The following is a 13,300-nucleotide window of genomic DNA, read 5'->3' as shown; positions in this document are numbered from 1 at the left end:
GAGGTCGGAACATCCGCTGCATGTATAGCGCCTGGAACACCGTCTTCGTGAGCAAGCTCACTTCCACATGGACAGTGTTTGCCAGGGAGCCAGCACGGCGTATGGACGACGAAATCTTCCCTGATGCCTGCAGGGGTCAGCTTACCGACAACCCATCACCCGGTCGCAGGTGATCTTGGAACGGCTTCCATTTGAGCTCGACACCCGACTGATCGTCGTCCAGCCCACTTTCTGGATGTAACCCACCCACGTCTCGCCGTCCGATGCGAGCCCGGTAAAAAACGTCAGCGAACCGTATCGGCTGTTGGTCTGCGCCCAGCGGCGATTGCCCACGCTTTCAACGCCGCGCACAAACATCGTGTTCCCTGCGACCGCCACGCTGTACGTGTTGTGGCCGGCATCGATGCAGGCCAACAGCGTCGCGCTGCGTGTGCATAGCGCCTTGTCCAGCCTGGGCGAGGGCGGCATGGCGATCGCCTGCGTGCTCAACGCAAGTAAGCACCCTGACAAAAGCCAAAACAACCGAGTCATGAAGCGGCCTCAAAAAAGATTAGCGTGTGCGTATCGTTATACTATAACGTAAAAAGCGATATCATCCGTACTCTGGTGAAACCTTCATGAACCGCCTTCCCGTTACCGTTCTCTCCGGCTTCCTTGGCGCTGGTAAAAGCACGCTGCTGAACCACATCCTGCGCAATCGCGACAATCTGCGCGTCGCCGTGATCGTCAACGACATGAGCGAGATCAACATCGACGGCAGCGAAGTTCAGCGGGACGTCAGCCTCAATCGGGCGGAAGAAAAACTGGTGGAGATGAGCAACGGCTGCATTTGCTGCACCCTGCGCGAAGACTTGCTGGAAGAGGTCAGCCGGCTGGCCCATGAAGGCCGGTTCGACTATCTGCTGATCGAATCCACGGGCATTTCCGAGCCGCTTCCCGTAGCGGAGACCTTTACCTTTCGCGATGAGCTGGGCCGGAGCCTGGCCGATGTCGCCCGCCTCGATACCATGGTGACGGTTGTCGATGGCCTTAATTTTCTGCAGGACTTCAACGCTGCAGAGAGTCTGGCCTCGCGCGGAGAGACCCTGGGCGAGGAGGACGAGCGCGCGATCACTGATCTGCTGATTGAGCAGGTCGAGTTCGCCGACGTGATCCTGATCAGCAAGATCGACCTGATCAGCTCAACCGACCGGCGAGAGCTGATGGCAATTTTGCGGCGGCTCAACAGCCAGGCAGAGATTCTGCCGATGGTCATGGGCGCCGTTCCCCTCAGCAAGATTCTGGACGCGAACCGTTTCGACTTCGAACGTGCGGCTCAGGCACCGGGCTGGCTCAAGGAGTTGCGCGGCGAGCACACGCCAGAGACCGAAGAATATGGCATCGCGTCCACGGCTTATCGGGCGCGTCGGCCGTTTCATCCACAGCGATTTTTCGACTTCCTGAATGCGCCGTGGGAAAACGGCCGACTGCTGCGCTCGAAGGGCTTTTTCTGGCTCGCCAGCAAGCACGAGGACGCCGGCAGTTGGTCCCAGGCCGGCGGCTTGATGCGTCACGGTTTCGCCGGTCGTTGGTGGCGCTTCGTGCCCAAGGCGCAGTGGCCGCAGGACGACGAAAGCACGCAGGTGATCATGCGCAGCTGGGAAGCCGAGACCGGCGATTGCCGTCAGGAACTGGTGTTCATCGGTCAGAACATCGACTTTGCCCGGCTGGCGGCAGAGCTTGATCAATGCCTGCTGACCGATGCCGAGATGGCGGGCGGCGTTGCGGACTGGCGCTCGATGCTTGATCCATTTGGCGACTGGTATGGCGACGCGGCGTAGCACCCGTCTGACTCACTGCGTTTTCCAGATGCCCTTGCTCTGCTGCTCGCAAAAGGGTTTGAGAAACGCAGCGTCGCTGGCAACGCCGTAATAGTGAATGTTCTGACGATAAGGCATATTGGCCACCTGCGCGTTGCTGCACTGCCCAAATGACCCGGCAGGACACTGCTCTGAGTACGTGACCTCGGTTTTCTGATCCTTGAGCTGAGGTTTGCAGAATCCGTCGTGGAACAGGTCTGGCGGGATGTTCAGATTTTCCTGACAGACTTTGACGTCCACTCGCTCGCCTTGGCTGTGCACCACGCACGACTCAGCCCGGACCTGCGCCGACGTCATTGCCATCAGCGCCCACGCCAGCCCCATAGGCAGCCAGATTGCTCGCATCAATTACCTCCGTCAGCGCTCATTCAGGAGCGATCTCAAAATGGCCGAAATGCTGCAAAACATCCCCACCCATGTCATTGCTGGCCCGTTAGGTGCCGGCAAGACGAGCCTGATCAGGCACCTCCTCAAACAGAAACCAGAGGGCGAGCGCTGGGCTGTGCTGATCAATGAGTTCGGCCAGATCGGCCTGGATGCTGCGCTGCTGACGACCGGCGATGATGGTATCGCACTTGGCGAAGTGGCTGGTGGCTGCCTGTGCTGCGTCAATGGAGCGCCTTTTCAGATTGGCCTCGGCCGGCTCCTGCGCAAGGCCAGGCCGGATCGCTTGCTTATCGAGCCCTCCGGGCTGGGGCATCCGGTCCAGTTGATCAAGCAATTACACGAGGCGCCTTGGGTCGGGGTGCTGTCCGTCCAGCCCAGTGTCATGGTGCTCGACGCCCAGGCACTTGCCCAGGGAAAAGAGCTGCCTGACACCCAGCGAGAAGCCCTGGCGCAGGCGGGCCTGCTGGTGCTGAACAAGTCAGAAGGGCTGGACGCGTCGACCCGAAAGGCAATCATCGACGCACTGCCTGCGAGCAGGCTCCGCTGGACCGACCACGGCATATTGTCTCTGGGTTCGTTGCCGGGCATGGACGTCAACGCTCACGCTGGCTCGGCCAATCCGGCCATCCCCCGGTCATTGCCGCAACTCCCCGCAACTTGGGCGGATCCAAAGAAGCCGTTATGCCTGAGTCAGCAACAGGCGGAAGGCTGGAGCATCGGCTGGCGCTGGCACCCTGAGCGAGTGTTTGATGCGGCGAAAGTCCAGTCCTGGCTGCAAACCTTGAACTGGCGGCGTGCCAAGCTGGTTATCCACAGCGAAAAGGGGTGGATCTCAGGCAATGCGGTGAACGGGAGTGTGCTGGAATGGGCGTCGAGTGAGTGGCGCAAGGACTCTCGCCTCGAGCTGATCTTCGATGGTCCTCAGGACGAGGCCGCTTTGCAGACAGCGCTGGCGGCCTGTCTGCTCTGAAACGAGTTATCCACAGAGGATCACTGCTTCCACTTGTTATGCTCCTGACGCCATTGGCTCAGCTGAATGATCTCGGCGGTCGGTTTCGGGTCTTTGATCTCGAACGGGTAGGGCGCCAGCTCGATCTGCGCCGCGTGGGCACCGAACATGGTGATCGTGCCGGGATGCCGGTGCTCACCGGTGACCGTGAACTCGAAGTTATACACCCGCGCCAGTCGCTTGCGACCCTCATTGTCGCGCTTGAACGCGAGTCGCTTCAGCGCCACGTTGCCGTCGAGCAACTCAAGATCAAGTTTGGCGCAGTGCTGTTTGACGCGTTCGAGCGCCCGTTCACGCAGGCCATGGGCGTGCCACAGCCAGGCGCCGGCAGTCGCCAGCAGCATGAGGACGAAAATGTTGCCCAGGGTCAGCATGGAAAAGGAACTCCAACAGAAGGCTTGCAGCTTAACTGCGTCGGGTGACAGACAGCCATAGCCCTAAAGTTTAATTTCGCTTCACTTCGTCCGGCATCGCCACTACTGTGCCTTCCCGGTCTCAGGAACCTGTCATGAAACGTACGCCCCATCTACTCGCCATCCAGTCGCATGTCGTGTTTGGTCACGCCGGCAACAGCGCAGCCGTGTTCCCTATGCAGCGTATCGGCATCAATGTCTGGCCGCTTAATACCGTTCAGTTCTCCAACCACACTCAGTATGGCCACTGGGCGGGGGAAGTCTTGGCGCCGCAGCAGATTCCGGCGTTGGTCGAGGGGATTGCGGCGATAGGCGAGCTGGGCAATTGCGATGCGGTGCTGTCGGGTTATCTGGGGAGCGCAGCGCAGGGACGCGCGATTCTGAGCGCCGTTGCGCAGATCAAACGCGCCAATCCACGCGCGCTGTATTTGTGTGATCCGGTGATGGGGCACCCGGAGAAGGGCTGCATCGTGCCGCAGGAAGTGAGCGATTTCCTGCTGGACGAAGCCGCTGCAGTCGCCGACTTCCTTTGCCCGAATCAGCTGGAGCTGGACAGCTTCTCCGGCCGCAAACCCGATTCGTTGCGCGACTGCGTGGCCATGGCGCGAGCGCTGCTGGCCCGAGGCCCCAAGGCGGTTGTCGTCAAGCACCTGGCATACCCGGGCAAACCCGCGGACGGCTTTGAGATGCTGCTGGTGACCGAGCACGAAACCTGGCACCTGTGTCGGCCGCTTCTGGCCTTTCCCCGGCAGCCGGTGGGCGTGGGCGACCTGACGTCCGGGCTGTTCCTGTCTCGGATTCTGCTCGGTGACGACCTGCGCAGCGCCTTCGAATTCGCGGCGTCAGCGGTGCATGAAGTGCTGCTGGAGACCCAGGCCTGCGGCAGCTACGAGCTGGAGCTGGTGCGCGCGCAGGACCGAATCGCTCACCCGCGGGTCAAGTTCGAAGCGGTCCGGCTGTAAGCCAAACCGGTGCTGGCTTAAACCGGCTCATCCTTGATTTCACGATAACGCTTCTCCAGTTCCTGACGGATCTGGCGGCGTTGTTGTGCCTGCACGTAACGGCGCTTGTCTTCGCTGTTGGCCGGTGTCAGCGGCGGTACGCTGGCAGGTTTGCGCTGGTCATCCACCGCCACCATGGTGAAGAAGCAGCTGTTGGTGTGACGAACCGAGCGCTCGCGGATGTTTTCGGTCACTACCTTGATGCCCACTTCCATGGACGTATTGCCGGTGTAGTTGACTGACGCCAGGAACGTGACCAGCTCGCCGACGTGAATCGGCTCACGGAAAATCACCTGATCCACCGACAGCGTCACCACATAGCGCCCTGCGTAACGGCTGGCGCACGCGTAAGCCACTTCGTCGAGATACTTCAGCAGCGTCCCGCCGTGCACGTTGCCGGAGAAGTTGGCCATGTCCGGGGTCATCAATACAGTCATCGACAGCTGGGCGTTTCCGGGTTCCATAGCGTTGCTCACGGTCTAAAAGGGTCAGAAGGCACCTTGCTCGGGTGCTCGAATGCAGATTGGCGACAAAACCATCGATACCGGGACGCCAACGACCGCTCCGCCGTCACGCCCTGTACCCATCTGTTTCCATATATTGCACTGGCTTCTCGTGCTTTTGTGCGGTGTTAACCTGCGGAAGCCCTTGGATGGGGTAAATCCTGCGTCTCAGTCAGAATATTCAGGCTTCGTTGGCGAGTTTTCGTACAGCAGTCGTCTCTCTTTCAGACGGATACGCGTATTTCATCGATTGCCAGCAGGAGCAGCGCCCATGCATGCCATCAGTTTCATTCAGGACCTGGCAGTGATCATGCTAGTGGCTGGCGTTGTAACGGTGGTGTTTCATCGGCTCAAGCAACCGGTGGTGCTGGGCTACATCGTGGCCGGCTTCATCATCGGTCCGCACACCCCGCCGTTTGGCCTCATTCACGACGAGGACACCATCAAGACCCTCGCCGAACTCGGCGTGATCTTTTTGATGTTTTGCCTCGGCCTGGAATTCAGCCTGCGCAAGCTGTTCAAGGTCGGTGCGACGGCGTTCATCGCCGCGTTTCTCGAAATCATGCTGATGACCTGGATCGGCTACGAAATCGGCCAGTTCTTCGCCTGGAACACCATGGACTCGCTGTTCCTCGGTGCCATTCTGGCGATCTCGTCCACCACCATCATCGTCAAGGCGCTCAATGACCTGAAGGTGAAAAACCAGCGCTTCGCCCAGCTGATCTTCGGCGTGCTCATCGTTGAAGACATCCTCGGCATTGGCATCATCGCGCTGTTATCGGGGATCGCCGTGAGCGGCACGGTCAGTTCCGGAGAGGTGTTTTCAACGGTCGGCAAGCTGTCGCTGTTCATGATCGTGGCGTTGGTTATCGGCATTCTGGTCGTGCCGCGAGTGCTGGCCTATGTCGCGAAATTCGAGAGCAACGAGATGCTGCTGATCACTGTGCTCGGCCTGTGCTTCGGCTTTTGCCTGCTGGTAGTCAAACTCGAATACAGCATGGTGCTGGGGGCGTTTCTCATCGGCGCGATCATGGCCGAATCCAGGCAACTGGCGAAGATCGAGCACCTGGTCGAGCCCATCCGAGACATGTTCAGCGCGATCTTTTTCGTCGCGATCGGCTTGATGATCGATCCGAACATTTTGCTCGACTACGCCTGGCCCATCGCCGTGATCACCGTCGCTGTGGTGCTGGGCAAGATGATTTCCTGCGGGCTTGGCGCTTTCATCGCCGGCAACGACGGCAAGACCTCGCTGCGGGTGGGGATGGGGCTGTCACAGATTGGCGAATTCTCCTTCATCATCGCAGCGCTGGGGATGACGCTGCAGGTCACCAGCGATTTTCTCTACCCGGTCGCGGTGGCGGTCTCCGCGATCACGACGCTCTTGACCCCTTACCTCATTCGCGCAGCAGACCCTCTGTCCCACACGCTGGGCGCCATTGTTCCTGCACGCATGGCGCGTGTGTTTGGAATGTACGGGGAGTGGCTGCGCAGCATTCAGCCACAGGGGCAGGGCGCAGTGCTGGCAGCGATGATCCGGAAGATTCTGCTGCAAGTCGGAATCAATCTGGCGCTGGTCATCGCCATCTTCTTTACCGGTGCATTCTTTGCGGAGCGGATTGGCGTGTATTTCAGCGACTGGGTCAGCGATGTCGGGCAGCAAAAAGCCTGGATCTGGGGTGCGTCGTTGCTGCTTTCACTGCCGTTTCTGATCGCGGCTTATCGCAAGCTCAAAGCGCTGTCGATGCTGCTGGCAGAGATGAGCGTGAAGCCGGAAATGGCGGGCAGGCACACAGCGCGCGTCCGTCGGGTGATTGCCGAAGTGATCCCGCTGCTGTCTTTGCTGGTGATTTTTCTGCTCATCGCATTGCTGTCATCCAGCATGCTGCCGACGCGCGAATGGCTAATGCTGATTGTCATTGTGGCGGCTGTGGTGGCTGCCGTGTTGTGGCGCTGGTTCATTCGGGTGCATACGCGCATGCAGATCGCGTTGCTTGAAACCCTGGGCAATCATCCTGAGCCCTGAGTTGTAAATCAGCGTTGAGGTGCGTGCCTCAACGCTGATTCAGGGGAGCGGTTGTGCTTCTCAGCTTTCCAGCCAGACGTCCCGCGCCCAGTGCCAGACGGATTCCCAGCTTTCTTCGGTGACGAGTTCTTCTTCGCCAGACCACAGCACCACAGTGCCGTCTTCTTCAACGCAGTAGTAATCCTCGCCGTCCTGGCAGATCGGGATCAGCTCGCGGGGTACGCCGATATCCCAGGCGGTCGCTGCCACTTCCGGCAAATACGTATGGGAGACCGGGTCAGTGACGGTGACAGGCTCAAGACTGCCGTAGACCACGTCGCTGACGGTCAGCAAGAACTCCTTGAAGACGAAGGGGATATTGATGAACAGCTGCTCTTCAACCTCGACCAACTGATCTTCATCAGGCAGCTCAAGCGGGACAGGGACCGGTTCATTGGCTTCACGGAGTTGTTCGATGACTTCTTCCACGACGTGGATCCTCTAACGATTTGCGCGGGTTATACAGTAGCTCAAAGGCATCGCCAAATTAACTTGGCTTCTATAAAAAGCAGAACCCCGGAACAAGTCCGGGGTTCAGTTGCAGCAGCTCAGCGGTATTAGCCGTTCTGGCGGATACCTGCCACCAGCCAAGGCTGGTTGTCGCCCTGAGCGCGTTCCATGTTCCAGCTCTCGCTGAACACTTCGCCCTGATCGAAGCGCGACGTTTTCGACACACCGCTAAACGTCAGCGTGGCGATGGTCTTGTCGGCGCGATCATCCAGACCGTCAAGTTGCACGGTGAGGTTGTCGATGAAGGTGGACTGGAAACCGTCGCCCAGATCGGCACGTTCTTTTTTCAGGAACTGCAGCATTTGCGGGGTCACGAACTCGGAGATCTTGTCCATCTCGTTCGCGTCCCAGTGCTGTTGCAGCGACTGGAAGTGGCTGCGGGCCGCTTCAATAAAGCGTTCTTCGTTGAACCAGGCTGGCGCGTTGATCACCGGACGGGCTGCCGCTGCTGGAGCGGAACCGCCGAAGATCGAATTCTGTGCCGGTTGTGGTTGCTCGAAGGTTTCACGCTGATAAGGAGCACCAGCGGGAGCCATCTGTGGCTGCTGCTTGCGTCGACGCGCCGCGATGAAGCGGAAGATCACGAAGGCGATGATCGCCATGATCAGGATGTCGAAGAACTGCATCCCTTCGAAGCCACCGCCCATGAACATGGAGGCCAGAAGACCACCAGCGGCGAGACCGGCCAATGGGCCCAGCCATTTGGAAGCACCGCCCGCAGCAGGCGCAGGACGGCCGGTGGCGTTAGGTGCAGCGGCAGGAGCGGAAGGAGCTGTTTGACGCGCCTGGTGACTTGGCGCCGAGCCCATGCTCTTGCCACCACCGAAACGCGCAGCATTGACGTCGAGGCTCATGGTGAGCCCTATCATCAGTGCCAAAGCGATGCTAAGAAAACGTTGCATAAGGGAATTCCCGTTTGTGGATTGCACGCGCGCCATGTTGCACAGGACAAATGGGGATGACCAGCGGCCATATGTTTCCGGCTTTTGCGTGAATCTCACCTGCCTGTCCTATTTGGGTTGTAGGCAGGTGAAGAAAGTTCTGTAGGAAAGATGGGGGGTGGATGTGGGAATGCAAGGGGTGCATCAACGCATCCTCAGTTACCGATCACACCGGCTCGAGCTTCGCGTACCCCAGCATCAGCCACTTGCTGCCTTCCGAGAAATTCACTTGGACCCGTGCCTGAGCGCCTGAACCCTCGAAGTTGAGGATCACGCCTTCTCCAAACACCGCGTGCTGCACGTGCTGACCCAGGGAGAACTGGCTCTGCGGAATGGCTTCGCCGTCGAACAGACGACTCGGTGCCATGGTTTTGGAGCCGCCGAACGGACGGGTCACGCTGTTGGACAGCCGCACTTCCTGAATCAGATTAGGCGGGACCTCCCGTACGAAGCGCGAGACCTTGTTGTAGGTTTCGCTTCCGTACAGGCGGCGGGTTTCTGCGTAGGTCATCACCAGATGCTGCATGGCGCGGGTGATGCCCACGTATGCCAGACGGCGCTCTTCTTCCAGACGGCCCGGCTCTTCCAGGCTCATCTTGTGCGGAAACAGGCCTTCTTCCATGCCCACCAGGAACACGTACGGGAACTCCAGACCCTTGGCGCTGTGCAGCGTCATGAGCTGAATGCTGTCTTCGTGCTCATCCGCCTGGGTGTCGCCTGCTTCCAGGGAGGCATGGCCGAGGAATGCCGCCAGGGGCGTCAGGTCTTCCTCCTCGTCGCTGTTCTCGAAGGCGCGCGCGGCGCTGACCAGTTCCTCAAGGTTTTCCACCCGGGCCTGGCCTTTCTCGCCTTTCTCTTCCTTGTGGTACGTGATCAGGCCGGACTGCTCGATGACCGTTTGGGTCATCAGGTGCAGCGGCATGTCCGCGGCCTTGGCGGCGAGGTTTTCGATCAGTTCGATGAACGCGCCTAACGCGCTAGCCGCACGACCGGCCAAGCCTTTGTTGGCGACCAGCAGGCGCATGGCCTCCCACATCGACACGTCGGCATGGCGCGCATGCTCGCGAATCGCTTCGACGGTTTTCTCGCCAATGCCGCGCGGCGGGACGTTGATGACCCGCTCCAGCGCCGAATCGTTACCGCGCCCGTCCAGCAGGCGCATATACGCCATGGCGTTCTTGATTTCGGCGCGCTCGAAGAATCGCTGGCCGCCGTAGATACGGTACGGGATGCGCTCGCGCAGCAAGGCCTCTTCGAGGACCCGCGATTGGGCGTTTGAACGGTACAGAATGGCGATGTCGCTGCGCGCGAGGCCGGTCTTGATCGCGCTCTCAATGGTCTCGACCACGTAGCGCGCTTCGTCGTGTTCGTTGAACGCGGCATACAGATTGATCAGCTCGCCATCGCCGACGTCCGTCCACAGTTCTTTGCCCAGACGCCCGGTGTTGTTGACGATCAAGCCGTTGGCGGCCTTGAGGATGCTCGCGGTGGAGCGGTAATTCTGCTCCAGGCGGATGGTCTCGGTATCAGGGAAGTCTTCGGAATACTGATGAATATTCTCGATCTTCGCGCCGCGCCAGCCATAAATGGACTGATCGTCGTCGCCGACCACCATCAGGCTGTCGCCACCCTGGGCGAGCAGACGCAACCAGGCGTATTGAACGGCGTTGGTGTCCTGGAATTCGTCTACCAGCACGTGACGGAAACGACGCTGATAGTGCGCAAGCAGGCTCGGGTTGTCGCGCCACAGGTCCAGCGCGCGAAGCAGCAACTCGGAGAAGTCGATGACGCCGGCGCGCTGACACGCCGCCTCGTATGCCTCGTAGACCGACTTCATGGTCGTCAGAAACAGATCGCCCGAGGCCTGAATGTGCTTGGGGCGCAGCCCTTCGTCCTTCTGGCCATTGATGAACCACTGCGCTTGCCGTGCCGGCCACCGCTGCTCATCCAGATTCAGCTCGCGCATGACGCGCTTGACCAGTCGCTGCTGGTCATCGCTGTCGAGGATCTGGAAGCTCTGGTTAAGACCCGCTTCCTGCCAGTGCGCCCGCAGCAGGCGGTGCGCCAGGCCGTGGAAAGTGCCCACCCACATGCCGGCCGGGTTGATACCCATCAGCTGCTCGATGCGATGGCGCATCTCGGCGGCGGCCTTGTTGGTGAACGTCACCGACAGAATCGAGTGCGGCGAGGCGTTCTCGACCTGGATCAACCAGGCGATACGGTGCACCAGCACACGGGTTTTGCCGGAACCAGCGCCGGCCAGGACCAACTGACGACCCACGGAGGCAGCTACGGCCTGGCGTTGGGCATCGTTGAGGGAGTTAAGCAGAAGGGAGAGGTCATCGCGCATCGGGGCATTCTAGGGTGCCGTGAGGGCATGGGCAAACCCTAACGCTGGCCGGTCGTGATGTTGCCGGTCCCATTTTTGCCGTCTGTAGATTTTAATTGATGACTGTTTGGTCTCGACGATCCCTTGTGTATCCTCCGCGAACGTTCAAGGCCCCCAATTATAAGAAACGCCATGACCTTCAGTTCCGAAGCCCCGGCAGACTCCGTGGCGACACGTCGTGTCATCTGCAAGCAGTTCGCGACCCAGCTTGCCGCCGAGCGCACCCGCCTTCTTTATCAGGGATCGCTGCTGCCGACCCTGTTCATGTTCATCAATGGTTTGCTCTGCGCGTGGCTGCTCTGGAGCCCCGAGCGTTACGTGCTGGTGGGCGTCTGGCTGGGCTGGCTGTCAGCGCTGGTGTGTCTGCGCGTGCTGCAAGTCGCAGCGTTCAGGTCAGCATCACTCGATCGTCGATCGCAGCCGATCTGGAACCGCATGTTTCTGGCCGGCGCCTGCGTCAGCGGGTTCACCCTCTCCAGCGCCGCGCTGGTGTTGATGCCGGCGCAAAGCCTGGCCCAGCAGGCCTGGGTGTTCGGCCTGATTGGCGCGGCCACGCTGTCTGCCAGTGTGGCCTATGCGGTAAGCATTCCGGCGTTTCTCACGTTCACGCTGCCGTGTCTGCTGCCGCCCATTCTCTATCTGTTCTGGACCGGCGACCCCCAATGCCACGGTTGGGGCTGGCTCGGACTGATTCTCCTGCTGGCGCTTATCGTGGTGGCTGCGCAGGTCAACCGTTTGATCGAGCGGGGTCTTATCCGGCGATTTCAGAACGTGGCGCTCATCGAGCACCTTCAACAGGCCCAGGCCGAAAGCGACGAGCTCAACCGCGAACTGACCCGCCAGTACGAAGAACGTACGCGTTATCTGACCCATTACGATGAGCTGACCGGCCTCGCCAATCGCGCGCTGTTCAATGAGCGGCTGCGTGACGCCAATCAGCGTGCGCGTCATGGCGGGCGCACGCTGGCTTTGCTGCACATCAACCTTGATCGCTTCAAATTGCTCAACGACAGCCTGGGTCACGATACCGCTGACCAGTTGCTTCGCCTTGTCGCGCGCAGGCTCAACGCCCATGTGACCGATGCCGATACCGTCGCGCGTTTGTCGGCGGACGAGTTTGCCGTGCTGTTCGACAGCCACGGCAACCTGACCACACTGGCGCGGATCACGACGCGCCTGCTGGCAAAACTGCGCTCGCCGATATCGGTTTGCGGCCATGAGTTGGTGGTCAGCGCCTCCATCGGCATCGCGTTGCTGCCGGGTTCTGCACGGGACATCGCCGCGTTGGTCAGCCAGGCAAATATGGCCATGCAACACGCCAAACACCTGGGCGGCGACAATTTTCAGTTCTTTACCGAAAGCCTTGAGGCGGGCACGCCGGGTCGGTTGCAGCTGGAAATCCAGCTGCGTCGCGCGATTGCAGAAGGGCAGCTGGAGGTTTTCTATCAGCCGAAGCTGGAGCTGGAAAGTGGTCGCCTGAATTCGGCGGAAGCGCTGGTGCGCTGGCGTCACCCCGAGCGCGGTCTGATTTCACCCGGCGAGTTTATCGGGTTGGCAGAGGAGACCGGCCTGATCGCCAACATCGGCGAGTTCGTACTGCGCAAAGCCTGTCATCAGGCCTGCGAATGGCAGCGGGAGGGGCTCGCTCCTATCAGGGTGTCAGTCAATCTCTCTGTGCATCAGATGCGTCAGGGCAAGCTGGTCAGCCTCGTTCGGCAAGTGCTCGAAGAGACCGGGCTCAAGCCCGAATACCTGGAGCTTGAGCTCACCGAGAGTCAACTGCTGGAAAGCGTCGAGCACATCATCACTACGTTTCAACAACTGCGCGCACTCGGCGTAAAACTGGCCATCGACGACTTCGGCACCGGCTACTCATCGTTGAGCTACCTGAAACGTTTTCCGGTGCACTGCGTGAAGATCGATCAGGCCTTTATTCGTGGTCTGAATGAATGCGCAGAAGACGCTGCGATTACCCGAGCGATCATCGCGATGGCCCACAGTCTTGACCTCAGGGTGGTGGCCGAAGGCGTGGAAGATTGCGAACAGTTGGAGTTTCTCAGGTCTCACGGTTGCGACGAGGTGCAAGGCTACTTGATCAGTCGGCCAGTGGAGGCCAGCGTGATGGGCGGCATCCTGCGCAGTCGGTTGACCGAAGCCTGGAGTCCTGTGCGAAAAGCCCTATACTACAAAGCGACCTGAGCTTCAACAACGATCGGTTGACCA

At 60.0% G+C, this 13,300-nt stretch carries 12 protein-coding genes; 5 read left to right on the top strand and 7 right to left on the bottom strand.

Annotated elements, in window-relative coordinates; all coding sequences use genetic code 11:
• Positions 1-141 precede the first annotated feature (141 nt).
• The gene (locus tag ACYASU_RS24080; RefSeq protein ID WP_407073262.1) at positions 142-531 is read right to left on the bottom strand and encodes a glutamine synthetase; all 390 of its coding nucleotides are present in this window, start codon (positions 529-531) and stop codon (positions 142-144) included.
• 86 nt (positions 532-617) lie between these two features.
• On the opposite strand from ACYASU_RS24080, the gene zigA reads away from it, so the two are divergent.
• Complete coding sequence (zigA, locus tag ACYASU_RS24075) at positions 618-1,820, top strand: zinc metallochaperone GTPase ZigA (RefSeq protein WP_463584325.1); 1,203 nt, start codon at positions 618-620, stop codon at positions 1,818-1,820.
• A gap of 12 nt (positions 1,821-1,832) precedes the next feature.
• Here zigA and ACYASU_RS24070 read toward each other — a convergent pair whose 3' ends face one another.
• The gene (locus ACYASU_RS24070) at positions 1,833-2,204 is read right to left on the bottom strand and encodes an NADH:ubiquinone oxidoreductase (RefSeq protein WP_463584324.1); all 372 of its coding nucleotides are present in this window, start codon (positions 2,202-2,204) and stop codon (positions 1,833-1,835) included.
• 49 nt (positions 2,205-2,253) lie between these two features.
• On the opposite strand from ACYASU_RS24070, the gene ACYASU_RS24065 reads away from it, so the two are divergent.
• On the top strand, positions 2,254-3,216 hold the full coding sequence (locus tag ACYASU_RS24065; protein ID WP_463584405.1) for a CobW family GTP-binding protein: 963 nt from the start codon (positions 2,254-2,256) through the stop codon (positions 3,214-3,216).
• A gap of 20 nt (positions 3,217-3,236) precedes the next feature.
• Here the strand turns inward: ACYASU_RS24065 and ACYASU_RS24060 are convergent, their stop codons facing one another.
• Positions 3,237-3,629, bottom strand: coding sequence for a DUF3301 domain-containing protein (locus ACYASU_RS24060; protein WP_074886003.1), 393 nt, complete (start codon positions 3,627-3,629; stop codon positions 3,237-3,239).
• A 134-nt stretch (positions 3,630-3,763) separates the two neighbouring features.
• Between ACYASU_RS24060 and pdxY the strand changes: the two genes are divergently transcribed.
• A complete protein-coding gene (gene pdxY, locus ACYASU_RS24055; protein ID WP_463584323.1) occupies positions 3,764-4,630 on the top strand; it encodes a pyridoxal kinase PdxY in 867 nt (288 codons plus the stop codon).
• A gap of 17 nt (positions 4,631-4,647) precedes the next feature.
• On the opposite strand, the gene ACYASU_RS24050 is transcribed toward pdxY, so the two are convergent.
• A complete protein-coding gene (locus ACYASU_RS24050; RefSeq protein ID WP_122534219.1) occupies positions 4,648-5,133 on the bottom strand; it encodes an acyl-CoA thioesterase in 486 nt (161 codons plus the stop codon).
• 310 nt (positions 5,134-5,443) lie between these two features.
• On the opposite strand from ACYASU_RS24050, the gene ACYASU_RS24045 reads away from it, so the two are divergent.
• Positions 5,444-7,198 (top strand): cation:proton antiporter, encoded by a 1,755-nt coding sequence (locus ACYASU_RS24045; RefSeq protein ID WP_463584322.1) that lies wholly within the window; start codon positions 5,444-5,446, stop codon positions 7,196-7,198.
• Positions 7,199-7,258: 60 nt separating this feature from the next.
• Here ACYASU_RS24045 and ACYASU_RS24040 read toward each other — a convergent pair whose 3' ends face one another.
• From ACYASU_RS24040 to uvrD, 3 genes are all read right to left on the bottom strand, one after another.
• Positions 7,259-7,666 (bottom strand): SMI1/KNR4 family protein, encoded by a 408-nt coding sequence (locus tag ACYASU_RS24040; protein ID WP_192174524.1) that lies wholly within the window; start codon positions 7,664-7,666, stop codon positions 7,259-7,261.
• Positions 7,667-7,794: 128 nt separating this feature from the next.
• A complete protein-coding gene (locus ACYASU_RS24035; protein WP_463584321.1) occupies positions 7,795-8,649 on the bottom strand; it encodes a Tim44 domain-containing protein in 855 nt (284 codons plus the stop codon).
• A gap of 205 nt (positions 8,650-8,854) precedes the next feature.
• Positions 8,855-11,038 (bottom strand): DNA helicase II, encoded by a 2,184-nt coding sequence (uvrD, locus tag ACYASU_RS24030; RefSeq protein ID WP_282365412.1) that lies wholly within the window; start codon positions 11,036-11,038, stop codon positions 8,855-8,857.
• A 171-nt stretch (positions 11,039-11,209) separates the two neighbouring features.
• On the opposite strand from uvrD, the gene ACYASU_RS24025 reads away from it, so the two are divergent.
• The gene (locus tag ACYASU_RS24025; RefSeq protein WP_463584320.1) at positions 11,210-13,276 is read left to right on the top strand and encodes a putative bifunctional diguanylate cyclase/phosphodiesterase; all 2,067 of its coding nucleotides are present in this window, start codon (positions 11,210-11,212) and stop codon (positions 13,274-13,276) included.
• Positions 13,277-13,300 lie beyond the last annotated feature (24 nt).

The sequence above is a fragment of the Pseudomonas sp. HP_12 genome (genome assembly GCF_055283955.1).
The sequence above is the reverse complement of the archived record's forward strand: the minus strand, read 5'-3'. Positions and strand labels throughout refer to the sequence as shown.

Bases quoted from the DNA above. Each gene is read 5' to 3' on its own strand.
- ACYASU_RS24080 (WP_407073262.1), bottom strand. From the start codon at position 531: ATGACTCGGTTGTTTTGGCTTTTGTCAGGGTGCTTACTTGCGTTGAGC.
- zigA (WP_463584325.1), top strand. From the start codon at position 618: ATGAACCGCCTTCCCGTTACCGTTCTCTCCGGCTTCCTTGGCGCTGGT.
- ACYASU_RS24070 (WP_463584324.1), bottom strand. From the start codon at position 2,204: ATGCGAGCAATCTGGCTGCCTATGGGGCTGGCGTGGGCGCTGATGGCA.
- ACYASU_RS24065 (WP_463584405.1), top strand. From the start codon at position 2,254: ATGCTGCAAAACATCCCCACCCATGTCATTGCTGGCCCGTTAGGTGCC.
- ACYASU_RS24060 (WP_074886003.1), bottom strand. From the start codon at position 3,629: ATGCTGACCCTGGGCAACATTTTCGTCCTCATGCTGCTGGCGACTGCC.
- pdxY (WP_463584323.1), top strand. From the start codon at position 3,764: ATGAAACGTACGCCCCATCTACTCGCCATCCAGTCGCATGTCGTGTTT.
- ACYASU_RS24050 (WP_122534219.1), bottom strand. From the start codon at position 5,133: ATGGAACCCGGAAACGCCCAGCTGTCGATGACTGTATTGATGACCCCG.
- ACYASU_RS24045 (WP_463584322.1), top strand. From the start codon at position 5,444: ATGCATGCCATCAGTTTCATTCAGGACCTGGCAGTGATCATGCTAGTG.
- ACYASU_RS24035 (WP_463584321.1), bottom strand. From the start codon at position 8,649: ATGCAACGTTTTCTTAGCATCGCTTTGGCACTGATGATAGGGCTCACC.
- uvrD (WP_282365412.1), bottom strand. From the start codon at position 11,038: ATGCGCGATGACCTCTCCCTTCTGCTTAACTCCCTCAACGATGCCCAA.
- ACYASU_RS24025 (WP_463584320.1), top strand. From the start codon at position 11,210: ATGACCTTCAGTTCCGAAGCCCCGGCAGACTCCGTGGCGACACGTCGT.